Annotated in this window: 21 protein-coding genes; 12 read left to right on the top strand and 9 right to left on the bottom strand. The window is 66.1% G+C overall.

Translation table 11 applies throughout. The annotated features are described in order from the left end of the window. The first annotated feature begins 312 nt into the window (after positions 1 to 312). A complete protein-coding gene (locus ACQI5H_RS13385; protein ID WP_427079847.1) occupies positions 313 to 1,284 on the top strand; it encodes a YihY/virulence factor BrkB family protein in 972 nt (323 codons plus the stop codon). Here ACQI5H_RS13385 and ACQI5H_RS13380 read toward each other — a convergent pair. Further along, entirely contained in the window at positions 1,281 to 2,414 is a 1,134-nt protein-coding gene (locus tag ACQI5H_RS13380) for a BTAD domain-containing putative transcriptional regulator (RefSeq protein WP_427079846.1), read from the bottom strand. The two genes, ACQI5H_RS13385 and ACQI5H_RS13380, sit on opposite strands and share 4 nt — an antisense overlap. Before the next feature lie 23 nt (positions 2,415 to 2,437). Then, positions 2,438 to 3,835: a serine/threonine-protein kinase gene (locus ACQI5H_RS13375; protein WP_427079998.1), complete on the bottom strand. Its 1,398-nt coding sequence runs from the start codon at positions 3,833 to 3,835 to the stop codon at positions 2,438 to 2,440. Positions 3,836 to 4,032: 197 nt separating this feature from the next. Here ACQI5H_RS13375 and ACQI5H_RS13370 point away from each other — a divergent pair, with 197 nt between their 5' ends. The 7 genes from ACQI5H_RS13370 to ACQI5H_RS13340 all read left to right on the top strand — a co-directional run bounded on the left by ACQI5H_RS13370 (position 4,033) and on the right by ACQI5H_RS13340 (position 10,369). Beyond that, the gene (locus ACQI5H_RS13370; RefSeq protein ID WP_427079845.1) at positions 4,033 to 5,214 is read left to right on the top strand and encodes a TolB family protein; all 1,182 of its coding nucleotides are present in this window, start codon (positions 4,033 to 4,035) and stop codon (positions 5,212 to 5,214) included. Between the two features lie 12 nt (positions 5,215 to 5,226). Then, the gene (locus ACQI5H_RS13365) at positions 5,227 to 5,928 is read left to right on the top strand and encodes a hypothetical protein (RefSeq protein ID WP_427079844.1); all 702 of its coding nucleotides are present in this window, start codon (positions 5,227 to 5,229) and stop codon (positions 5,926 to 5,928) included. Between the two features lie 68 nt (positions 5,929 to 5,996). Beyond that, positions 5,997 to 6,902: an NHL repeat-containing protein gene (locus tag ACQI5H_RS13360; protein ID WP_427079843.1), complete on the top strand. Its 906-nt coding sequence runs from the start codon at positions 5,997 to 5,999 to the stop codon at positions 6,900 to 6,902. Positions 6,903 to 6,913: 11 nt separating this feature from the next. Next, positions 6,914 to 7,657 (top strand): esterase, encoded by a 744-nt coding sequence (locus tag ACQI5H_RS13355; protein WP_427079842.1) that lies wholly within the window; start codon positions 6,914 to 6,916, stop codon positions 7,655 to 7,657. A gap of 22 nt (positions 7,658 to 7,679) precedes the next feature. Continuing rightward, positions 7,680 to 8,933 carry a hypothetical protein gene (locus tag ACQI5H_RS13350; RefSeq protein ID WP_427079841.1) on the top strand — a complete coding sequence of 418 codons (1,254 nt, stop codon included), beginning with the start codon at positions 7,680 to 7,682 and terminating at the stop codon, positions 8,931 to 8,933. Positions 8,934 to 9,002: 69 nt separating this feature from the next. Continuing rightward, a complete protein-coding gene (locus ACQI5H_RS13345; RefSeq protein ID WP_427079997.1) occupies positions 9,003 to 9,692 on the top strand; it encodes a glycoside hydrolase in 690 nt (229 codons plus the stop codon). Then, positions 9,689 to 10,369: a Type 1 glutamine amidotransferase-like domain-containing protein gene (locus tag ACQI5H_RS13340; RefSeq protein WP_427079840.1), complete on the top strand. Its 681-nt coding sequence runs from the start codon at positions 9,689 to 9,691 to the stop codon at positions 10,367 to 10,369. Before ACQI5H_RS13345 ends, ACQI5H_RS13340 begins: the two co-directional genes overlap by 4 nt. Here the strand turns inward: ACQI5H_RS13340 and ACQI5H_RS13335 are convergent. The 3 genes from ACQI5H_RS13335 to ACQI5H_RS13325 form a co-directional block, all read right to left on the bottom strand. Continuing rightward, positions 10,335 to 10,661 carry an STAS domain-containing protein gene (locus tag ACQI5H_RS13335; RefSeq protein ID WP_427079839.1) on the bottom strand — a complete coding sequence of 109 codons (327 nt, stop codon included), beginning with the start codon at positions 10,659 to 10,661 and terminating at the stop codon, positions 10,335 to 10,337. The two genes, ACQI5H_RS13340 and ACQI5H_RS13335, sit on opposite strands and share 35 nt — an antisense overlap. Further along, on the bottom strand, positions 10,661 to 13,126 hold the full coding sequence (locus tag ACQI5H_RS13330) for a SpoIIE family protein phosphatase (RefSeq protein ID WP_427079996.1): 2,466 nt from the start codon (positions 13,124 to 13,126) through the stop codon (positions 10,661 to 10,663). The genes ACQI5H_RS13335 and ACQI5H_RS13330 overlap by 1 nt, the downstream gene beginning before the upstream one ends. 154 nt (positions 13,127 to 13,280) lie before the next feature. Further along, on the bottom strand, positions 13,281 to 14,177 hold the full coding sequence (locus ACQI5H_RS13325; RefSeq protein WP_427079838.1) for a TPM domain-containing protein: 897 nt from the start codon (positions 14,175 to 14,177) through the stop codon (positions 13,281 to 13,283). A gap of 94 nt (positions 14,178 to 14,271) precedes the next feature. On the opposite strand from ACQI5H_RS13325, the gene ACQI5H_RS13320 reads away from it, so the two are divergent. Beyond that, positions 14,272 to 15,255, top strand: coding sequence for a glycoside hydrolase family 6 protein (locus ACQI5H_RS13320; RefSeq protein ID WP_427079837.1), 984 nt, complete (start codon positions 14,272 to 14,274; stop codon positions 15,253 to 15,255). Between the two features lie 443 nt (positions 15,256 to 15,698). Then, positions 15,699 to 16,187: a glutathione peroxidase gene (locus tag ACQI5H_RS13315; protein ID WP_427079836.1), complete on the top strand. Its 489-nt coding sequence runs from the start codon at positions 15,699 to 15,701 to the stop codon at positions 16,185 to 16,187. A 60-nt stretch (positions 16,188 to 16,247) separates the two neighbouring features. Here the strand turns inward: ACQI5H_RS13315 and ACQI5H_RS13310 are convergent, their stop codons facing one another. Then, positions 16,248 to 16,712, bottom strand: a complete 465-nt coding sequence (locus tag ACQI5H_RS13310; protein WP_427079835.1) for a DUF732 domain-containing protein — start codon at positions 16,710 to 16,712, stop codon at positions 16,248 to 16,250. A gap of 124 nt (positions 16,713 to 16,836) precedes the next feature. On the opposite strand from ACQI5H_RS13310, the gene ACQI5H_RS13305 reads away from it, so the two are divergent. Beyond that, entirely contained in the window at positions 16,837 to 18,168 is a 1,332-nt protein-coding gene (locus ACQI5H_RS13305) for a hypothetical protein (RefSeq protein WP_427079834.1), read from the top strand. A 67-nt stretch (positions 18,169 to 18,235) separates the two neighbouring features. Further along, complete coding sequence (locus ACQI5H_RS13300) at positions 18,236 to 18,871, top strand: TIGR03085 family metal-binding protein (protein WP_427079833.1); 636 nt, start codon at positions 18,236 to 18,238, stop codon at positions 18,869 to 18,871. A 9-nt stretch (positions 18,872 to 18,880) separates the two neighbouring features. Here ACQI5H_RS13300 and ACQI5H_RS13295 read toward each other — a convergent pair whose 3' ends face one another. The 3 genes from ACQI5H_RS13295 to cax all read right to left on the bottom strand — a co-directional run bounded on the left by ACQI5H_RS13295 (position 18,881) and on the right by cax (position 21,479). Further along, a complete protein-coding gene (locus ACQI5H_RS13295) occupies positions 18,881 to 19,309 on the bottom strand; it encodes a hypothetical protein (RefSeq protein ID WP_427079832.1) in 429 nt (142 codons plus the stop codon). Between the two features lie 112 nt (positions 19,310 to 19,421). Beyond that, complete coding sequence (locus ACQI5H_RS13290; protein ID WP_427079831.1) at positions 19,422 to 19,988, bottom strand: dihydrofolate reductase family protein; 567 nt, start codon at positions 19,986 to 19,988, stop codon at positions 19,422 to 19,424. A 333-nt stretch (positions 19,989 to 20,321) separates the two neighbouring features. Next, on the bottom strand, positions 20,322 to 21,479 hold the full coding sequence (cax, locus tag ACQI5H_RS13285; RefSeq protein WP_427079830.1) for a calcium/proton exchanger: 1,158 nt from the start codon (positions 21,477 to 21,479) through the stop codon (positions 20,322 to 20,324). Between the last annotated feature and the right edge of the window lie 81 nt (positions 21,480 to 21,560).

Genomic DNA, 21,560 nt, shown 5'->3' with positions numbered 1-21,560 from the left:
GTCGGCCCGGCTCACCGCCGGCGAGACGAGTGCGGGCAGCGGCAGGCCCGCCAACACAAGAGCGAACACGCCAATTGCGCAACGCCGCCGGAAATGACTCATCGGCCCATTTTGCGCCCGTCGACGCGCTGGCGTTCCGGATTGGCCATATTGACGGAGCCCCGACGCCCCGAACGTGACGCTGCAGTCACGTTCGGCGCCCAGCGTGACTGCAGCGTCACGCTCGACCCGCGCGGTTGACGGTCGGCGGATGCGGGTATTACCTGGCCAACCCATCGATTGGGTGTATGCGTGGGGACGAAGTGAGCGAGGATGGTCGGCTGGCTGGACAGGCTGCAACGACGGAATCGCGCCGTCGGTGTCGTCATTGCCGTCATCTACAAGTACCTCGATGACCAAGGCGGTTACCTGGCCGCGCTGATCACCTACTACGGGTTCGTGTCCTTGTTCCCGCTGCTGCTCCTCTTGACCACCGGCCTCGGGCTGCTGCTTGCCGGTCACCCCGCCCTGCAACAGCAGGTCTTGCAGAGCACGTTGAGCCAGTTCCCGGTCATCGGTAGCCAGCTGCACGAGCCGCACGGGCTCAGCGGTGGGAGCGTTGCCGTCGTCGTCGGTATCGGTGGCGCGCTCTACGGCGGCCTGGGCGTCGGCCAGGCGGTGCAGAACGCGATGGACTCCGTGTGGGCCGTCCCGAGGAACCAGCGTCCCGATCCGTTCCGATCACGTCTGCGGAGCTTGCTGCTGCTGTTGGTGCTCGGCTCGGCGGCCATCACGGCCACCGCCCTATCGGCGATCGGCCAGGCCACCGGCTCGCTGGGCGTCTTCGGAAAGATCGGCGTCGCCCTCGCCGCCGTGGCGATCAACGCGATGATCTGCCTGGTGGCTTTTCGCGTGACCACCGCGCGAGCGCTCACCTACCGGCAGGTCTTGCCGGGAGCGATTGTGGCGGCGTTCATCTGGCAGATCCTGCAGTGGTTCGGGGCCGGTTATGTGGGGCACACGGTGAAATCGGCCAGCGCCACCAACAGCGTCTTCGCGTTGGTGCTCGGTCTGCTCGCCTTCCTCTTCCTCGTATCCTCGACGCTGGTGCTGTGCGCGGAGATCAATGTCGTTCTGGTGGAAAAGCTTTACCCACGCGCGTTGCTTACTCCGTTCACCGACGACGCCGACCTCACCCCGGCGGATCGCAAGACCTACGCCAAACGGGCCAAAGCCGAACGCGTCAAAGGCTTTCAGCGTGTCAGCGTCAGGTTCGGCGACGGCCGCCCTAAGGCCACGCGCTAGCTTCGGTCTGTTTCAAAGGTGAATTCGTGGCCGCAGATGCGAATGCGGTCACCATCGGACAGCGTCGCACTGGTGCGAATCCGCTGGCCCGCGACATCGACGCCGTTGGCTGACTGCAAATCGGTGATGACAAAGCTGTTTCCGGTGTCGACTATCACCGCGTGGTAGCGACTAACCGTGTCATCGTCAATGACGATGTCGTTGTCGGACAGTCGGCCGATTCGAGTGGCCGCCCCCCGCAACGGATAACGACGCCCCGCGGGGTCGTGCAGATGTGCGACGGAGGATTCGCGGGTCGTGTCGCTACGCCACTGGAGGGTGCTGGCGGCACGCTTAGCGGTGGCGCGGGCCGCGTGTTTGACGTCCAGCGGCTCTTGGCGAAGGACCCGCTGATGAAGGCTCTGCAACGTGGGCCCGGGGTCGATGCCCAAATCGTCGGCGAGCGCGGTCTTCACTCGGTCGTAAGCGTCGAGCGCATCATATTGGCGCTCCGTCAGGTAGTAGCCGGTTATCAGCTGTGCCCACAACGGTTCCCGGTAGGGATGCTCGGCTACCAGCGCTTCCAGTTCCCCAACAATAGAATGAGTTCGCCCACAAGCGATTTCAGCTTCGGCCCGCACGGTCAGCGTCACCAGCTTGTCCTCCGCCAATGCGGCGGCGAAGGCGTCGACGAATCGGAAGTCGCGCAGATCTTCGAGCACCGGGCCGCGCCACTCCGCCAGCGCGGCCGATAGCTGGCCGCTGGCCTGTTCGAATCTGCCCGCGGCCGCGGCCTCGAATCCGGCTTTCCGTGCGATGGAAAAGCGGCCGACATCGCACGCCTCGTCGGACACGCTGAGCCGATATCCCGGTGGGGCACTGGCCAGGACGGCGGCCGGATCCACGCCGGCGCTGCTCACCATTCGGCGGAGCCGGGATATGTGCGCGTGCAGGCTTCCCCGGGCCTCGGGCGGGGGGCGTTCCTGCCATGCCGCGTCGATCAGCGAGTCGACCGGAACGGTGCGATTTCGATTGATCAACAGCGTGGCCAAGACCGCCCGCTGCTTCGCGGCGCCCAACGGCACGTCAGTACCGTTGGCGCTCACCCGCAACGGCCCCAGCACGCCGAACCAGAGGTCGCCCTGGGCCATCGCGGTACCAATCCCTTCAGCTCTCACCACATGTACACGCGCGCGCTTTTTCCCCCGATGCAGGTGATCCAGCTGTCTCCCGGCTGCTGCTGGCAGTGCATGAGGAAGTTCGAACCGTTGCACAGCGCACCGGGCACGGTCTTGCAGTCAACGGCCCCCGGCGCCGAGACGGCCCGCGGTAGCGGACTGGCGTTGCCGTACTCGGCCCAATACGACGTCAGCACGCTGCTGGTGAAAAGGCATGACGTTTCGGGGGTTCCCCGCCCGGCGTGGGTGCCGAATCCCGTGCCGGTGGGCAACGAGAAGCCCTGATCGCAGGACTGGTGCAGGGTGCTCAGGTCGGGTCCGGTCACCAGCGGCGGCAGTGCGGCACGCGCGGGCGGGCTCTGCTGTCCGGTCGGTCCGTGGACGAGCAGGCCGATGACCACAGCAGCCGCCGCGAGAACCAGCGCCGCGCCGACGGCAATTACGGTTGGCACCGCCCATCCGCGGCGGCGCTTGTTCGAGTCGCGCTGGGGAGGCGCGACCGCTGTGTACGGTCGGGTGCCGTCCGGGTCGGCCGGTAAACCTGACGTCATGGCGTCGGTCAGGTCGTCTCCCCCGCTCCCCACGGCACGCTGCGCAGCGCGGGCGAGGCCGCCCGCCGTCGCGTACCGGTCGTCGGGATGCTTGGCCATGCCGCGGGCGACGACCTCGTCGAGCGCCGCGGGAACCCGCCGATTCGCCAGGCTCGGTCGCGGGGGCGGCAACGCGAGGTGGGCCGCCACCAGATGCTCGAGGCTGTCGCCGGCGAACGGGGCGTCCCCGGTCAGCGACTCGTACAACACGCACGCCAACGAATAGACGTCGACGGTGGGGGTGGTCGCCTTGTCGTTAAACCGTTCGGGCGCCATGTAATTCAGCGTGCCGATCTGGGTCCCCACCGTCGTCAGCCGCGGATCGCCTTTGGTCTGGGCGATTCCGAAGTCGACGAGATATACGAAATCCGCGGGGGTGACGATGATGTTCTGTGGCTTGACGTCTCGATGGATCAATCCCTCGGCGTGTGCGGCATCGAGTGCGGCGGCGACCTGGCTGACGATGGCCACGGCCCGCGCGGGTGGCAGCGGACCCTCGGCGATCAGGTCGAGCAGCGTCTGCCCTTGCACCATGCGCATGTCGATGTACAGGCTGCCGTCGATCTCGCCCCAGTCGTGAATCGGAATGACGTGGGGTTCTTGCAGCATCGCCGCCGCCTGGGACTCGCGCTCGAACCTGGTCCGAAACGTGTCGTTGGCCGAGAACTCGTCGGCGAGGATCTTCAGCGCAACGGTTCGTCTCTTGCCGGTGTCGTAGGCCTCGTACACCACGCCGCCGCCGCCCTTGCCGAGCAGGCGCGTGATGTTGTACTTGCCGAACGTCGTACCGACGCGCGAGTCCACCGCCACCGCCTCATTTTCTCGAGTATCGACGCAGTATCTCCCGTCGCGGCCGGGTGTTGCAGCTATTTGCTGCGAGAGCCATGACGGCGGGTCGGCGACCCGATACAAGCTTCGCGCAAGAAATGCGCAAGGCATGCGCCGCAGCCTCGACGTGACCGGGCGACGAGACCCGGACACGTTTCTCTCAGGAGCCCGATATGACCAGCACGTTCCGCGCGATGTTCGCGCTGATGGCAACGGCGACCGCCGCTGCGACAATCGCCTTCACGCCGGCCGCGCACGCCGAACCCTCCCCCACGATGGCGGCCCACGGCGTCGAGGCACCGCTCTCGGCCGTCCCCTGGTCACAGGTCGGTCCGGGTTGGATGCTCGCGATGTGGAGCCCGGTTCCTGGTCTGCACCATGGCGAGTCACCGCCCGCCGGCTCACCAACCTGGCGTACGGCCGCCACGACGCTGTTTCTGGTCGACCCGGCGGGTGGTCGCTACCCGATCATCACCTTCCCGCCGCCGGGCGACGGTCATAGCCCGACGTTGGACGACTGGTCTGGCGACGGGACCCGTGCCCTGTTCTCTGCAACGGAAAAGGGCCGAACGGTCGTCACGGAGGTCGACCTGCGCACTGGCGCGAAGACCACCTTCACCACCGAGAACGGCGGCTCCCCTCGCTACACGCGCCCCGACGGCAGGGCAGTCCTGGTGTCCCGACGGAAGGGCTCGGGACCAGGGTCGCTCGAACGAGTCGATCTCGCGGGTAACCACCAGCTGACGTACCCGCTGGCCGAGGACTTCACCTCGTATCTGGCCACTGCGGACGGCACGCGGCTGGTGGTGGGAACGGCCTCCGGCCTGGCCCTCATGGGCAACGACGGCGTGCCCGGCAAAGCGCTGCCGATCGCCGGGCAGAAGGACTGCTCACCGACGCGGTGGTGGGACGCCGGCTCGACGATCGCCCTCGCCCGCTGCGGTAGCTCCGGCGTGTCCCAGCTATGGCTGGTGCCGATCGACGGCGGAGCGCCGACGGCCCTCACCGCGCCGAACGACGGACACCAGGGCCCCGACTACGGCGACTTGAACGCCTGGCAGCTTCCCACAGGAACCTTCGTACAGGCGGCGGGCGCGTGCGGCGTCGTTTTCCTCGCCAAGCTCAACGGCGACGGCACCACATCGAAGGTCTCGGTGCCCGAGGTGAAGGACGACAGCGTCGTCGTGGTCGGTGTCAATGGCGGCGACCTCGACCTCAAAGCCAGGGCCGGGTGCGGGGGCGGTCAGGCACTCATCGACTACAACCCCGCGACCGGCACCTCGACCGTGCTGCTGGGGCCGTCAGTCAACGGCGGTGGCGTCATCAACGCGGTGCCTTACCCGGGCCAGAAGTGAGCGGATCACAACATGACTAAAACCGAACGCCACCAACAACTTACGAGCCGCGCCTTGATCAACACCGTGACGGCGCTCGTCACCGCGGCGGCATCGTTCGGCATCGCCGGCGCGCCGCCCGCAACCGCGGATGCGCAGTGCGGGCCGGGTGGGCCACCGCCCGGCGCGGCGAGCAAGGACGTCAGCGATGCCTACGGCCAGCCCGCCACGCTGTGGATCACCGACACGATCGTCGGCATCGCCACCGCCCGGGGCTACGGCGAGGCGCAGATTCATAGCCCCAGCCCCCTGCAGCGCTCCGCGCTTCTGATCGACGCTCAACAGGACGGCAACCACCAGATCATCGTCGACACCGGCCGCGAAGCGATCCTGTATGCCGTGTCCGGCTGCGCCATCACCCCGGTCGTCGATCAACGGGGCGAGCCCTTCCGATTCGACCGCGGACACCGCAGCGGCAACGGCGACGGCATCGGCTGCAGCGACCTCGGCGACGGCCGCCGCCTGGTCGGGCTGCTACAACTGCTCGACGATCAGCACAACCCACTCTTGACCGTGCGCCGCACCGAAATTGACCTGGACGGCGCGACGGCGACGATCGGCCGCTCGGATACCGTCACCGCAACATCGGTTCAAGACCCCGCATGGAGCACGGCAGGCGGCATAAGCTGCGGCGACCTGACCATGCAGCTCGACGGCGTTGAGGCCCCTCACTGATGGCACCGCGGACCCGGCACAAGGCTGACGCAAGAATCGCGCAAGGCCTCCGCCGCAGCCTGATACCCATGAGGAAACGAATCGCCGTTGCCCTGACGGTCGGGATCGCCACGGTGACACTGTCAATGGCGGGGTGTGCCACCACCCCCGCCGGCCCACCTGCGGCACACAGCGCCACGACGCCGAGCGCTAACGAGCCGCCGCGCCCCGTGACCTATGCGCCCCAAGTCGAGCTGCCGTTCGGCAAGTCGATCAACCACCTCGCCGGCGTGGCGGTGGACGGCGCGGACAACGTATACGCGCTCGACCTCTACTACGGCCAGGTGTGGGAGATGGCTGCGGGTACGAATAACCCAGAGCCGTTGCCGTACAAGGACCTCGGCCGGGCCCTCGATGCGGCGGTCGACGCGGCCGGCAATCTTTACGTCACCGACGACTTCCACAAGCGGGTACTGAAACTGACCCCCGGTACCACGGCCCCCGCGGTGCTGCCCTTCACTGGCCTCGACGTGATCGCCGGCGTTGCGGTGGACACCGCGGGCAATGTCTACGTCAGCGACTCGACCAACAAGCGGGTGCTGAAGCTGGCACCGGGGTCCGCGAGCCCGACCGCCTTGCCGTTCAACGGCATTCAACCCGACGGAGTGGCGGTCGACATCAATGGCAACGTCTACGTCGTCGACTCCGACGGCAAGCGGGTGCTGAAGCTGGCGCCCGGCGCCGAGGGCCCAACCGTGCTGCCGTTCGGCGACCTGAAACTGCCCACCCATGTGGCGGTCGACAGACGCGGCAGCGTCTACGTCGTCGACCTCGGGACGGACCGCGTGCTGAAGTTGGACGCGGGCGCGAGCAGCCCAACCCTGTTGCCGTTCACCGACCTCGAGGACCCCTCCAGCGTGGCGGTCGACAGCAAGGGCAACGTGTATCTCAACGACGGCCTGCACTTCCGCATTCTCGAGCTGCCGGCCCGGTGATGGACACCGCCATGAAAACCAGGTTGCGTCACATTGCCGTCGCCATCGCGGCCACGGCCTCGATCGCCGGTGCTGCGGGGTGCGGTACGTCGAGCGTCACGCATCAGGCCGCGCCGACGACAGTTACCACATCGCTTGCCGCGCAGGGGCAGTCGGCATGCACCGATCTCAACGGCGCAGTCGGCCCTGACAACATCTGCCGCGTGCGGAGTGCCACATCGACGTACAAGATCGAGATGACCTTTCCCCTCGATTACCCGGAGATGCCGGCGGTGGCCGCGTTCGTGAAGCGGGATCGCGACGAGTTCATCGATTGGGTCGCCCGGTTCGGACCGCGCGATGGGCGTCATCGGCCGTATCAGTATTTCGTCAGGGCCAAGGCCTACCGTTCGGGAAAACCGGCCGCGCGCACGCAGAGCCTGGTGCTCGAAATCGACAACGACACGGGCGCCGCCAACGAGGGCCACCCGGATACGACGTTCCGGGCGTTCAACTTCGACCTGGTCAAGCACGTCCCGATCACGTTCGACACGTTGTTCAAGCCCGGGACAAAGCCGCTGGATCTGCTCAACCCGATCGTCCGGGCCGAATTGGACGCGCCGTCCGCCGACCTCGACGAGACGACCTACCGCAACTTCGCGATAACCGACGAGACGGTGATTTTCTTCTTCGGCCAAAACCAAGTGGTGATGGACCACGCAGGTCCACACAAAGTCGCGGTACCTCGCGTCGAACTCGCATCAATGCTGAACTGACCAGGAACGGAACCCAATCATTATGAACTCCAAAGGAATTCGAGGACGCGCCGCCGCCTGGCGCAGTCGCGCCGGAGTCGTCGCGGTGGCGGCGCTACTGACCGCTGGGTGCTCGCCGTCGACCGGATCGACCACGGCGCATGGTCCGTCGGGCAGCACCGCAGAGGCACAGCCGGCGGCCCATGGCGTCGAGGCCGCCATCGGAACCATCCCGTGGTCGCAGGTCGGCCCGGGTTGGATGCTCGCGTTGTGGAGCCCGGCCATCAGCCGTCGCCCCGGCGAGAAAGGCGCCCCCGACGAGCCCGACCCGGCCACGGTCACCACGACGCTGTATTTGGTCGACCCGGCCGGCGGGCGCTACCCGATCACCACGTTCCCGGCCGGCCCCAATGCCCGGTTGGTCGACTGGTCGGCTGACGGGAGCCACGCACTTATCTCCGCGTTCAAACCCGGGGCGTTGCACGACGAAACGGCGATTGCCGTTGACCTTCGCGACGGCAAGCAGACCGCGTTGCCCGTCGTCGACGGAGGACCCATCGGCTACGCGCGCCCCGACGGCACGGCGATGCTGATCGGCAGGGGCCACTACCCCGCTCGGCCATCGCTCGAGCGCGTCGACCTCGCCGGCAACCGCGAGCTGACGTATCCGGTGGGTCCGGATTACAAGTGGGGCGCCCTCCCTACGCCCGACGGCGCGCAGCTGGTCCTCGGCTCGTCGAAAGGACTTGCCCTGATGGGCAACGACGGAACGCCTGGCAAGGCGTTGCCGGTGCCCGGTAAGCTCACCACGTGCTCGCCGGTTCGGTGGTGGACCTCGACGGTGATCCTCGCACGTTGCAGTGATGACGACCGTTTTTCACACACGAATCAGCTCTGGCAGGTACCCGTCGACGGCACGACGCCGACGGCACTCACCGCGGTCAACTCGGGAGGCGGAGATGACCCCGGATTCAAGGGCGACCTCGGCGACACCGACGCGTGGCAGTTGCCGAGCGGCACGTTCCTGCAGTCGATCGGCGGATGCGGCACCCTTTTCCTGTCCCGCCTGACCCCCGATGGGCACGCCACGCGCGTGAAGGTGCCCGGCGTGTCCAACAGTGTGATCGTCGACGGGGTGAGCGGGGACAAGCTGGTCCTCGTTGCGCATGCGGGCTGCGGTAGCGGGACGTCGCTGCTGGCCTACGACCCCGCGGCCAACACCTTCACCACGTTGCTCGGGCCGACCGTCAACGGCGGCAGCGTGACTCAGGCGATCGTTTTTCCCGGCCGGAAGTAGTCGAGTCAACGTCGAAACAGTGCCACACGCGTCGCACACGGCACTACAGTGCTGCTGGTGAGCACGAACGTGTTGGCCAACGGCCGGGGCCGATGGTTGGCAATCGTGGCCTCGCTCGTCGTCGCCGCGGCGATGATCTACGCCCAAGACACCAAGCCCCGGTCCTACGTCCAGCCCCCGGCGGCAACTCCGACGGCGGCCCCGTCGGCGACCCCGAAGGATCCTGCGGCTGTGCCCCCCGGCGCCCCACACATCGCCAGTCAGGCCGAGGCGGAACAGTTGGCCGCATTGGCCGCAACCGCGCCTACCACCGCCCAGCAATTCCAGTTCCCGTTGTCTCCTGGCGTCGCGTCGGAGGACAGATTGCAGGTCAAGACAATCTGGGCGGCCCGCGTGATCAGCGTACTGTTTCCGGAGATCAAGACCATCTACGGCTACCGGCAGGATCCGCTGCCGTGGCATCCCAACGGGTTGGCCATCGACGTGATGATCCCGAACCCGCACACGCCGGAAGGTATCGAGCTCGGCAACCAGATCGCGGGCTATGCCCTGGCGAATGCCAAGCGATGGGGAATCAACCATGTGATCTGGCGGCAGAAGATTTACCCGGGCGTCGGCGCGGGTAGCTGGACGGCCGACTACGGGTCGGAAACCGCCAACCACTACGACCACGTGCACATCGCCACCAACGGTGGCGGATACCCGACCGGGCACGAGACGTACTACATCGCATCCATGACGCCCACACCGCCCGCGTGATCCAACCGCTGTATCTGCTGGCCGACAGTCAGTTGCTGTTCTGGAAGCGGCAGAGTCGTCTGATCCTCGAGGTGGCCATCTCTGGAGTGGCCGGGCATCCGCTCACCGCGGCCTACATCGGTGCCTCCAACGGGGATCGTCCGGAGTTCTACGAGATATTCGAGGCGGCGATGGATGCGATCGGAATCACGGAGCGCCGCATGATCGATTCGTCGTTCGAGCCCGATGACCGCGCGTTCCTGGCGGGTGCGCAGTTGATCGTTCTCGCGGGCGGCGATGTGCGCCTTGGCTGGAACACCTTCGAGAGAACCGGTATGAAGGATGTGATCCTGAGCCGGTACGCCAATGGCGCTGTCCTGGTGGGTATTTCGGCTGGCGCCGCCCAACTAGGGCGCTGCGGAATCGTCGAGGCTGCCGAATCCATCGAGCTGTTCGATGTGTTCGGCCTCGTCCGGATGATTGTCGACACGCACGATGAGCGGGCCGAGTGGGCGCGGCTGTCGCGCGCGATTCAATCGCTTAAGGGCGCGACGAGCGGGCTCGGAATCCCCTCCGGCGGCGGGGTCATCGTGCACCCGGATTCCACGATCGAGCCGCTGCGGCGCCCCGCACACGAATTCCGCTTCGACGGCGCGCGATGCGTCAGTGCTCTGCTGCCGGCGGAGCGGATTCGATAGGGACCAGTTCGGCGAGGCCGCTGATGGTCAGGACAGGCATGAGGACCGGGTGTGCGATCAGGCGGATGTGGTCGGCGCGGGCGAATAAGGCGTTGACGGCGGCGCTGTCCAAGTACTCGACGGCGGTGAGGTCGACGGTGAGAGTTCCGTCGCCGTCTGCGACCGCGGCAATGGCGACAGCGAGGGCTTGGTCGAATGCGTCGATGTTGCTCAGGTCGATTTCCCCGGCTGCGCTCAGCACGAGTTTCCCGTCGTCGTTGCGCGCGGTGTCGAGGGTAAGCGAGGCGGGCATCAGGTAATCCTCGTGGATAGGTGAACTGTGGTTCCGTCGGTGTCGAGGTTGATGGTGACATCGTGCATCAGCCCTCGCATGAGGGTGATACCCCGGCCTCGATGAGGGTTGGCAGCCGGTTGTGGAGGCTTCCACGAGCCGGTGTCGGCGATGGTCACGAGCAGCTGGTCGACAAGCGCAATCGCGGCCAGGCTGATGGTGCCCTCTGGATCGTCGCGATGACCGTGCTCGATCGCATTGGCGACGGCTTCACCGGCGGCAATGAGCACGTTCAACGCTTGATCCGGCCCGATCCGGGCTCGGGATAGCCAGGTGCGCAAGGCTTTCCGGGAGGAAGCGAGATTGTTGGCTTCGGCGGGAAACTTCAACTCCAACGGGGCTGGTTGGCGATACAGCAAAAGGGCAACGTCGTCCTGATAGCCGCCGCTTGGCGCGAGACCAGACATGATGTCGTTCGCCAAGTCCTCCAGAGGCGAGCTGCGGCCCTCCTCGAGGAAGCTGGCGGCGCGGGAGATGCCTTCGTCCAGGGGAACACGGCGACGTTCGACCAGCCCGTCGGTGTAGAGCAACAGGGTCGCGCGCGCCGGTAGGGTCGCATGGGCTTCGGGGCGGGGCCGGTCGGGTCGCACTCCCAATGCGATGGTGTGGCCATCATCGAGCATCCGCATGGTGCCGTCGGCGTTGACTACGACCGGCGGCGGATGCCCGGCAGTGGAGTACACCAATTCACCGGTGTCGGGGTTGAGCACCGCACAGACGGCGGTCGTGGATTTGGCGCCGGGGAGCCGGGCGGCGAACCGGTCCAGCCCCGCAAGGGCGGCGGCGGGGCTCGGGTTTTCGAAGAGCAACGCGCGGCAAGCGCTGCGCACCTGTCCCATTACGGTCGCCGCGCCGAGGCCGTGGCCGACACAGTCGCCGACGATCAACGCGATGCGGCCGTCCTCGAGGTCGAAGACGTCGTACCAGTCGCCGCCGACTTGCAGGGGTCGGGTGGCGGCCTGATAGCGCACCGCGAACCCGTTCGGCAGATCGGCGGGGCCGAGGATTGCGTGTTGCAGCGCAAGCGCGGTTTCGCGCTGCTGGTCAACTTGGTGGACCCGATGCAGGCCCTGGCTCAGGCGGCCGGCCAGCACGGTCAGCAAGGTCTGGTCCTCGAGGGTGAACGGCCGTTGCTCCGCCAGCTCGATCCAGACGACGAGCACGCCCTCGGGATGCTGTAGCGCTATGGCCGCCTCACCGGGCTGTGTCGTGCTGGGGGTGAGTAGATCGCCGTCCCGCATCGAGCTGAGCATCTGTCGTGTTTCCGACGACAGATCGACCCACTGCGTGAGTGCGCCGACCGAGACCAAATCCACTGCACCGGAATCGATTTCCGCATCGGAGATGTGGGCGGGAAAGGTGACGGCCACGACCCGGCGCGCCCGCCACTGGCGGCGCAGTTCCTCGGCCGCGGCGTGCACTGCGTCATTGACGTTGCCCGCTTGGGCGAGTTCCTGAGTGAGCGCGTGTTCTCGACCTGCCGCCAGCGCCAACGCAAGGGCGGCGTGTCGGGCGAAGTCACTGACCAGGTCGAGGTAATCGTTGCCGAACGGCGGCTGGTAGGGGTGGCGTGCGACTGCGATCACTCCAAGCACAGCACCATCCGCGATCAGCGGTATAACGATTGCCGAACGCTCACCGACATCGGTGAATCCCTCGATCGGATATTGGAAGGAGTCGGTGATCAGCGGTAGGCCGCGGCGCGCGACGCCGCCTGTGGTGGAGCCGTCCATCGGAACTTGCTGACCGATGACCTCCGCGGAGTACCGGCCCGCGGTGGCAGCCACAATTAGGGTGTCGACGTCTTCGGCCGGCAGATCGGGCTCGCTCGGAACCAGCAAAATGGCCTGTTCGGCCGCGGCCAGATCGAGCGCCAGGTTCACGATGAGTTGCAACGGCCCCGTCTGCGGGTCGCCGGATAGCAGCGCGGTCGTGATCTCGCGGCTGGCCGTGGTCCATTTCGCCGACTCGCGCTCGCGCTCGAAGAGTCGTGCGTTGTCGATCGCGGCCGCGGCCGCGGTGGCCAAGGCCCGGACGGCCGCCTCCTGCGCGTCGGAGAACACGTGGTCTGGCCGGTCGTCGGCCAGATAAAGGGTCCCAAAGTCAGCGCCCCGCACGGTGATCGGTATCCCGAGGAATGCCCGCAGCGGCGCGCCAGTTGCCTGCAGCCCGGCGCCCTGCGGATGAGCGCTCAGATCATCGACCCGTAGACCGTCACCTATCTGCAGCTCGCCGAGCCGCCGCGCGGCGTCCTCGTCGATTCCCGCGCGGACGAAGGAGACGGGTGCACCCTCGGACGTGCGTATGCCCAGCGCTCCATACCGGGCGCCCGTTAGATCCATGGCCGCGCTGACGATTCGCTGCAACGTCACATTGAGGTCCAGATCGGAACCGATCTCGACGATGGCGCGCACGAGTCGTTCCATCTGGTCGAGCGCTGCTGCCAGCTCATCCGGGCGGCTCACCGGCTCGCGCCTGCCCTGCCAGGCGAATGCGGACGCCGCCGGTCGCTGCTCACGAAGACAATTTATCGGTCGGATGGGCGCTAGTCACTCGAATGCGCAACCATTGCGGTCGGGGTTAACGCGTGGATGTGGTGCCTCGCCGTCGTGGCGTGCGGTGCGCTGCCTGCACGTCGGCGTTGGCTAGCGTCTGCGCCTGGGCGGCCAGCGTCGATGCGCGGTTGGCATACGCAATTGCTTCGTTGGTTGCCTCTTTGCCGTGCGCCGCTGCCAAATACCGCTTCGCCTCGTCGCAGCGCGCCTTCGCCTCGGAGCCGATGCTGTCGCGATGCCTGGCGACATAGTCGGAGATTTGGCGCAGCCTGGCGTCCGCGGTGGACAACGCCTGCTGGTGATCGCCCCCTTCAATGGGCACATCGCGGGAGTCGACGCGGCGGGCCCGTCGGCGGTGGCGGCGGTAGAGCAGGAGAAGCACCACGATGACGACGACGAGCACGATCACGGCCACGCCGATCGCGATCAGCGGCCAGATCCGGTGCGAGGAGCTTGCCGATTTGTTCAACCCGTCAGCCGCAGCGACCGCAGCACCGCTCCAGTCTTTGGCGTTCACTTTCGGTTCAATTTGGTTGCTACGCAGGCTGTTTAACTCGCCTGTCGTGAGGCCCGGCATTGTGGGCGGCACGCTTAACGAGTACGCCCTGGCGTTGGTGGCCACGGCCAGCAGGGCGTCGTGGTCGCCCATCTCGCTGGCGCTGCGGGTTCGGTCGGCCCAGTTGTCGGGTTTGAAATGGGAGAAGTTGTCGACGTAGACCACCCACAGTTGGATGTGCTTGTCGCGGTAGAGCCGGTCGATTGCCGAGCTGACCGCCGCCCGGCTGGAATCCGTCAACGTCCCCGTGTTGTCGGTGACGTGATCGGTGAGCTTGGACGGCGGTTGGGCTTGAGCAGGGATGGCCAGTAGCACCCCCGCCGTCAGAATCGTCAGGACTACACCGAGCAGGCGGACGGGGCGCATACGGGTAATCTAGCCCGCTTCCGACTGCGACCCGAAGGTTGCGTGCCGACACCTGCCGTCGGTGAGCGCCGCTCCATGCACTACTTTTCCTGGGGTGATGTTCTCAGCTGCTGGTGCAGTTGCGCGATGGGTCACCGTCTTCCTCACGGTCGCGGCCGTTGGTTTTCTCGCGGTCGGTCCCGCCCCGACGGTTCGCTTGGCCGATGACGCCAACCCGTTGGCCGGCATGCCGTTCTACGTCAATCCAGGCTCGGCGGCCATGCGTGCCGCGCAGCATGCCGATCCGCCGAGTCCCGAGTTGACCGCCATCGCCAACACGCCGCAGGCGTACTGGATCGTCCCGGGTCCTTCCGCGGGGACGGTCGGCAAGTACACCGGCGACGCGGCGGCCGGCGGCGCCATCCCGGTGCTGGCGATCTATGGGATCCCGCACCGCGACTGTGGCAGCTTCGCCGCGGGTGGTATGGCGACGGCCGACGACTACCGCGGGTGGATCGACGGCATCGCGTCCGGCGTGGGCGGGACGCGTACGGCGATCATCCTCGAACCCGACGCGCTCGCCATGGCCGACTGCCTGTCCGCGGACCAGCGCCAGGAACGCTATGACTTGATTCGCTACGCGGTCGACACGCTGACGCGCAATCCGGCCACGGCGGTCTACGTCGACGGCGGTCACCTGCGCTGGCATAGCGCCGAGGACATGGCCGCCAGGCTCAACAAGGTCGATGTCGCCCGCGCACGGGGTTTCAGCCTCAACACCGCGAACTTCTACACCACCGCGGACGAAATCGGTTACGGGGAAGCGATTTCGGGGCTCACGAATGGTTCGCACTACGTGATCGACACGTCGCGCAACGGTGCCGGGCCAGCGCCCGACTCCGGGCTCAACTGGTGCAACCCCAGCGGTCGAGGACTTGGCACTCCGCCTACCACTGCCACCGCGGGCGCGCACGCCGACGCCTACCTATGGATCAAACGTCCCGGTGAATCCGACGGCACATGCGACAAAGGTGATCCGCCGGCGGGCACCTTCGTTAGTCAGTACGCCATCGATATGGCCCACAACGCGGGCCAGTAGGAGGGTCTCGCGTCTGACTCGGCCGTCTGCACGCGTGAGCGTTCGCCTTTGGGCGGAAACCCAACAGACGGCCATGGTTGAGGTTACGATCCGCCACCATGGGCAGATTGACAGCGCTGACAATTGGATTCGCCGTAGGGCTCACGTTCGCCCCGGCGGCCAACGCCGATCCAGGCGATGCGTCGTTTGTGTCGTCCCTGGGGCCAGTAGCCCCCATACCGCAAAAACCAAGCCCATCATGCGACCCGAATTACTCGGGCGCCTGCGTCCCGATCGCCAGCGATGTCGACTGTGCGGGCGGTAGCGGTAACGGCCCGGCCTATGTCAAGGGTCCCGTAACCGTCATTGGAAAGGACATCTACGGGCTTGACCGGGACGGCAATGGGATTGGGTGCGAATAGGCGCCCACCCCCCACGACGCGACCAGTGTTAGCGTCATCGGCGTGCCCCTCAAAGACATCGCATTGACCACCCTCGACGGCAAGCCGGCCACGCTAGCTGAATTGTCCACCGGCGCAACGCTGGTCGTGAACGTAGCCTCCAAGTGTGGACTTACTCCGCAGTACACGGCATTGGAGAAGCTGGCCCAAGACTACGGCGATCGTGGCCTGACGGTCATCGGGGTGCCGTGTAATCAGTTCATGGGCCAGGAACCGGGCACGGCCGAGGAGATCCAGGAGTTCTGCTCGACGACCTACGGCGTGACGTTTCCGTTGCTGGAGAAGACCGACGTCAATGGCGACGACCGCCACCCCCTCTACGCCGAGCTGACCAAGGCCGTCGACTCCGATGGCCAGGCAGGCGACATTCAGTGGAACTTCGAGAAGTTTCTGGTCGCGCCCGACGGTGAGGTGGTCAAGAGGTTCCGGCCGCGGACCGAACCGGACGCGCCCGAGGTCATCAGCGCGATCGAGAGCGTGCTGCCCCGATAGACGGCGTGGCGTTTGCAACTCGCGTGGATAAGGACTGAGTCACCGTCGCCGCTCTCGGCGCTAGGGCGTTAGGGTGCTCCGAGGGACGCTGCTCGGCGCACTGCTCGCCACACCGCTCGGCGCACTGCTTGCCGCACTGACAGGGGCACCGCTCGGCGCACTGCTTGGCGCACTGCTTGGCGCACTGACAGGGGCACTGCTCGGCGCACTGCTCGGGGCACTAGTGGTCGAGATCGCGTCCGGGCAATACGCGTTGGCGGCGATCGCCGCGAACTTGCCGGCCTTGTCCGGGTTCAGCGAGGCGTTTTTGGTTGCGAGCGTCTTGACGACAGACGACATGTCCGTGCCGCCATTTACCTTGTCGCACACCCATTTGCCTGCCCCTACCGCCGCATCTGGGTCGGAATAGGTGATGCCGGCCGCATTCAGTGAGGCGATGAATGCGTCGTCGGTGCTATCGGCGTGCGCGGGCATGGCCATGCCGATGATGGCGGCAAAGCTCGTCAGGGTCAGCAGTAGCTTCATGGCGCTACTGATCGTCGCAGATGGGAGGTCGGACCGCATCTCGTGTGCCTAGCCCGTCTGCCTCGGCAAGCTGCTCAACGCCGTACAACAGGCGTCCACCGATGTGCCGTCGTATTATCCGCGCATGGTGCAAGACGCCAGGCCCCCCGGCGACCAGCCCGATTTCTTCCTGCAGGCCGGCGGATCGGCGCCCGAGGGACGAAACAGCGCGACAGCGCACTCGGCGCCCGCCAGTTCGGGGTGGGGAGCTCTGGGGCGCAGGCGCCGCCGGATCGTGGTCGACACGGCAGCGGTGGCCGCGCTCGCCGTCATGCTCGGCGTCCTCGTCTACAACATCGGTGCCGTCGACCAGAAGACCTCCGCGTCGGCAACCAGCGCCCCTGCCCCAGCGGCTGCTCCAGCCGCTGCGGGTCCCGTACTCGACGGGACCTACCGCGTGGACTACGACCTTGTAAAGCAGACGCAGAACGGTGCGCAAACCCAGCCCAGTTGGGCCTTTCTTTCATCTTCTTCGTGGGGCTTTCGTTCGATCTGCACACCCACTGGATGCGTAGCCACCGGGGCCCAGCCAGACGACAACAACCATCAAGTGGCGCGCCCGCCGGCGTATCCACACGTTCTCCACTTCGTCGACGGTCACTGGCAAGCCGCGCCTGTTCAGGGCCAAATCCAGCAACTGCGGTGCCTCGGAGCAAACGAAAAAGTCGTAGCTGGTGCAGAAACCGAGGCGTTTACTTGGTCATTGGATCCACAGCCAGACGGCACGCTCCGAGGCGTTGCGACCGAAACCGTTCTCACCAATGAATGCGCGGGTCAAGGAACGGTGGTCCAGACACCCTTTGTGTTGACACGGACAGGCGATGTACCCCCGGGCTCCGCTGTGGCCGACCCAGCGACAGTCACCGGGTCCCCGGCGACCAGCACCCCTGCGCCAGCCGCTGCGGGTCCGGCACTCGACGGCGCCTACCGCGTGGACTACGACTGGGCAAAGCAAACGGCCAACGACCACCCGACAACCGGCGATCCCACCACCGCCCAGACCACTAATTGGTGGGCGTTTCGTTCGTTGTGCACAGCTACGGGATGCGTGGCAACAGGATCCCGGCTGGCCGACACCAACCACAACGAGGCCACAGGTGGTGCGCACGTGCTCCATTTCGCCGACGGTCACTGGCAGGACACGCCCTATCTTCATCCACCAGTACAGTGCCGCGGAACAAGCGGCACAGCCGCTGACACCTCGACACTGAGTTGGTCATTGGATCCACAGCCCGACGGCACGCTCCGAGGCGTTGCGACCGAAACCGTCCTGACCAATGAATGCGGCAATCAGGGAACGGTGTACCGAACACCGGTCGTCGCGACCCGGTCCGGCGATGTGCCGCCCAGCGTCACCGTGGCCGATCCAACGATGTTTGAGGCCCCGCCTTCGCCGGCCACTAACGGCCCTCACTAAATCAGCAATTGAATTCGCCGTGCGGGAGCCCGCAGTCGGGCCGTCTCCTCGGGCTTATCGTGTGGGCATGTCGGTAGTCCAACGCGAACGCGTTGCCATGGTCGAAACCCTGCGCGCAGCGGGACCGGACGCCCCGACCCTGTGCGAGGGCTGGACGACCCACGACCTGGTCGCGCACCTCGTGGTGCGCGAACGCCGCCCCGACGCGTTGCCCGGCCTTGTCTTCGGGCCCTTGGCGTCCTACACCGCACGCATGCAGACCCGACTGGCGACGACGAGGACGTGGGAGGATCTGGTCGAACTGTTCGCATCGGGTCCTCCGGCGCTTTCCCTGTTCAAGGTTCTCGACCCGGTGGCGAGCATCCACGAGATGTTCGTCCACCATGAGGATGTCCGCCGTGCGCAGAAGGGCTGGGAACCAAGGGAACTCGATGCGCGCACCAGCGCGGCGGTGAAGCGGCGCGTCGGGATGATCAGCCGGGCCGGAATGTCGAAGTCAATGAACGCGGTGCGCGTGCGGCTGACGCTGCGCACCCCCGATGGTCAGACAGTGGTGGCGGTCGGCAGCGGTTCGCCGGTCACGGTGACGGGCGAACCGCTGGAGCTGCTGCTGTTCGCGTTCGGCCGCAACGCCGTCCGCGCCGACTTCGGCGGGGATGACCATAGCGTTGCCGCGGTGCGGGCCGCCAAGCGCGGCTTCTAGACATCTACGTCAGGGCGCCTGCGTGAGTTGGATCTTGCGACCGTATTGGTAGCCCGCCGGCGCTCCGCAGGCCGGCACAGTCAGGGTTATTTGGTCTGTGCCCGCAAGGGTGTTCGGATCCCACACCATGCGGGCGGCACTCGCATTGGGAACCACTGTGCCGTCGGGACAGTGGATGTCGCCCGCCGCCTCTGGACTTGTCCATTGCCCGTTAACCAACCGCGCCTGACCAACAGGGATTCCATTGCTGACTAACGATGCGCATCCGTCACCGCACGGAGTGAAATTCCAATCGTTGGTTACCGGCCGACCATCGTTATACGTCTCAGTCATGATGTAGTGGCCGCTCATCGTCGTGTCTGCAGACGCGCTGCTAGCCGTACCGACCGCTGAACCGGCGAGCATGACGGCTGCGGCCATCCCGCGTGTGATCGTCATGATCCTGTTCCTCCCTGACGATCGATCGGTACGGGCACCTCTCCCCGACGATCTGGACGCTATTGCGGACGCCTTCGATTCTGCTCCGGGCGCCCTGGGCTGTGTAGTCCGATCAGTCGCGTTTGGCCTCGTAGCGCAGCAGGACCGTGCCACCGGGGAAGGTGCGGTTCTCCACCAGTCGCAGCGAGATCCATGACGGCAGGGTCGGAAAGAACGGGGTGCCGCCGCCCACGGCGGTGGGTGCGAGCACGATCCGGTATTCGTCCACCAGTCCGGCCTGCACGATCGGTGCGGCCAGCGTCGCGCCGGCTACCTCGAGGCTGCCGTCGGTTTCGGCTTTCAGCTTCGTCACCACCTCGACCGGGTCGCCGCGTTCCAGGCGGGAGTTCCAGTCGACGGCCTCCAGGGTGCGCGAGAACACGACCTTGGGCATGTCGCGCCAGATGCGGGCGAAGTCAACGATCAGGGGTGCGGCGTCTGGGGCCTTGTCGGCGGTCGGCCAGTAGGCGGACATCAGTTCGTAGAGCCGCCGGCCGTAGAACGACAGGGCGGTCTGGCGTTCGAAGTCGTTCCAGTACTGGTGCAGTTCTTCGCTCGGATCGGCCCAGTCGATATTGCCTTGTGCGTCGGCGATGTACCCGTCCACCGACACGTTGAAGCCATAGATGAGTTTGCCCATGCAGATCAGACTGCAGCAGAGGGCAAAACTCACCGCGACGCCACACCGGATAATGGTCAAATCCTCGTGGATGGGCGAACGTCGGGCGGCCTCATTCGTAGTCGAAACGATTGGCTAATTTACCCTAAATCTTCTGTGAGACAACGAATCTGACTGCCGTAGGTACGGTTACGGTATGACCTCGGTACGCCTACAAATCGCCCCCAGAGGCCGGGGTGGACGCAGGCGCGGCATGTTAGCTACCGACGAGTCGCCCATGCATTAAGGCACCGCGACGAGGCTAGCGGCGCGAACTCGCCAGGCGCGACGACGGACCTCAGACTGTTGGGGTACTCACCCCCACCAGAACGACGTGGCGATCGCCACGTAGAGCGCGATGAGCACCGTCCCCTCGAACCAGGTCGACTCGCCGTCGAAGGTCACCAGCACCGCGACCAGCGCCGACATGATCATCGACGCCAACAACAGCGGTGAGAACACCAGATCGAAACCAGGCTGGCCGAGCCATGCCGCCGCCAGGCAGACGATCGGGGCGATGGTGAGCGCGATCTGGACGGGCGACTGGAGGATCACCTGGACCGCGTAGTCCATCTGGTTCTTGGCCGCCAGCTGAATGCCGACGAAATTCTCCACCGCGTTACCGGCGATCGCCACGATCACCAGACCGGCGAACACCTCGTTGATGCCCGCTGCATGCATCGCCGGCTCTAGGGCGGCGACAAACCATTCCGACACGAAGGCCGCACCGATTCCGGCGACGGCCAGCATGCCGATGGCCATCGCCAGCGGCCACTCCCCGTGCGCTGCCGCCATACTGGCGGCTTTGGCCGAATCGGGGCTGGCCACAATGGGAGACGACGCTCTAGGCGTGCCATGACCAACCTGCCCCACCGGGTCGACAGCACGCTTTCCGAGCGTGGCCGGCAGCGAGAGTGCGAACAGCGTAAGCATGACGATGGAGACGACGACCGACACCGCCCGCTCGTGCGGTTGCGCAGGGGTATGTGTTGCAGCGGTGATCGAGGGGACAGCGAGGATGAATACCGCGAGGGTGAACATCAATCCGAGGGTGCGTCCGTCGTCGGCGGCGAAACGCTGGCGGCCGTGTTTGATACCGCCGACCACGAAGGACAGCCCGAGCACCAGCAGGGCGTTGGAGAGAATTGAGCCGACGATGGTGGCCTTCACCACCCCGTAAAGGCCTGCTTTGAGTGCGAACAGTATGACGAACAATTCGGGCAGGTTCCCCAGCGCCGTCTGCAGTATCCCAGTCGCGTTGGGCCCGAGCCGGTCTCCGAGCGCCTCAACAGAACGGCCGACCAAAGATGCCAGCGTGGCCAACGCAAGTGCGGCCACGATGAATGCCAGCACTGCATTCACGTGGGCGAAGTGCAGAACTCCGGTCGCCATGGCCGCGATCAGCGTGATGGTGAGCATGATGCGGTCGCGCCGGGTCAGCAGTGGGAGCCGTTCAGTATGGGTGGTCGTCACGCGCCTCTCCTGCTCTGATCGCGCCGAAGTTTTCCAGAATCGCACGGTTCGCGTTTAAAAATCGCCACTCGCGACCAAGCA

This window comes from Mycobacterium heidelbergense, assembly GCF_050205645.1.
Taxonomy (GTDB): Bacteria; Actinomycetota; Actinomycetes; order Mycobacteriales; family Mycobacteriaceae; genus Mycobacterium; species Mycobacterium heidelbergense_A.
The sequence above is the reverse complement of the archived record's forward strand: the minus strand, read 5'-3'. Positions and strand labels throughout refer to the sequence as shown.

Bases quoted from the DNA above. Each gene is read 5' to 3' on its own strand.
- ACQI5H_RS13385 (WP_427079847.1), top strand. From the start codon at position 313: ATGGTCGGCTGGCTGGACAGGCTGCAACGACGGAATCGCGCCGTCGGT.
- ACQI5H_RS13380 (WP_427079846.1), bottom strand. From the start codon at position 2,414: ATGGCCCAGGGCGACCTCTGGTTCGGCGTGCTGGGGCCGTTGCGGGTG.
- ACQI5H_RS13370 (WP_427079845.1), top strand. From the start codon at position 4,033: ATGACCAGCACGTTCCGCGCGATGTTCGCGCTGATGGCAACGGCGACC.
- ACQI5H_RS13365 (WP_427079844.1), top strand. From the start codon at position 5,227: ATGACTAAAACCGAACGCCACCAACAACTTACGAGCCGCGCCTTGATC.
- ACQI5H_RS13360 (WP_427079843.1), top strand. From the start codon at position 5,997: ATGAGGAAACGAATCGCCGTTGCCCTGACGGTCGGGATCGCCACGGTG.
- ACQI5H_RS13355 (WP_427079842.1), top strand. From the start codon at position 6,914: ATGAAAACCAGGTTGCGTCACATTGCCGTCGCCATCGCGGCCACGGCC.
- ACQI5H_RS13350 (WP_427079841.1), top strand. From the start codon at position 7,680: ATGAACTCCAAAGGAATTCGAGGACGCGCCGCCGCCTGGCGCAGTCGC.
- ACQI5H_RS13335 (WP_427079839.1), bottom strand. From the start codon at position 10,661: ATGCCCGCCTCGCTTACCCTCGACACCGCGCGCAACGACGACGGGAAA.
- ACQI5H_RS13330 (WP_427079996.1), bottom strand. From the start codon at position 13,126: ATGGAACGACTCGTGCGCGCCATCGTCGAGATCGGTTCCGATCTGGAC.
- ACQI5H_RS13325 (WP_427079838.1), bottom strand. From the start codon at position 14,177: ATGCGCCCCGTCCGCCTGCTCGGTGTAGTCCTGACGATTCTGACGGCG.
- ACQI5H_RS13310 (WP_427079835.1), bottom strand. From the start codon at position 16,712: ATGAAGCTACTGCTGACCCTGACGAGCTTTGCCGCCATCATCGGCATG.
- ACQI5H_RS13305 (WP_427079834.1), top strand. From the start codon at position 16,837: ATGGTGCAAGACGCCAGGCCCCCCGGCGACCAGCCCGATTTCTTCCTG.
- ACQI5H_RS13300 (WP_427079833.1), top strand. From the start codon at position 18,236: ATGTCGGTAGTCCAACGCGAACGCGTTGCCATGGTCGAAACCCTGCGC.
- ACQI5H_RS13295 (WP_427079832.1), bottom strand. From the start codon at position 19,309: ATGACGATCACACGCGGGATGGCCGCAGCCGTCATGCTCGCCGGTTCA.
- ACQI5H_RS13290 (WP_427079831.1), bottom strand. From the start codon at position 19,988: ATGGGCAAACTCATCTATGGCTTCAACGTGTCGGTGGACGGGTACATC.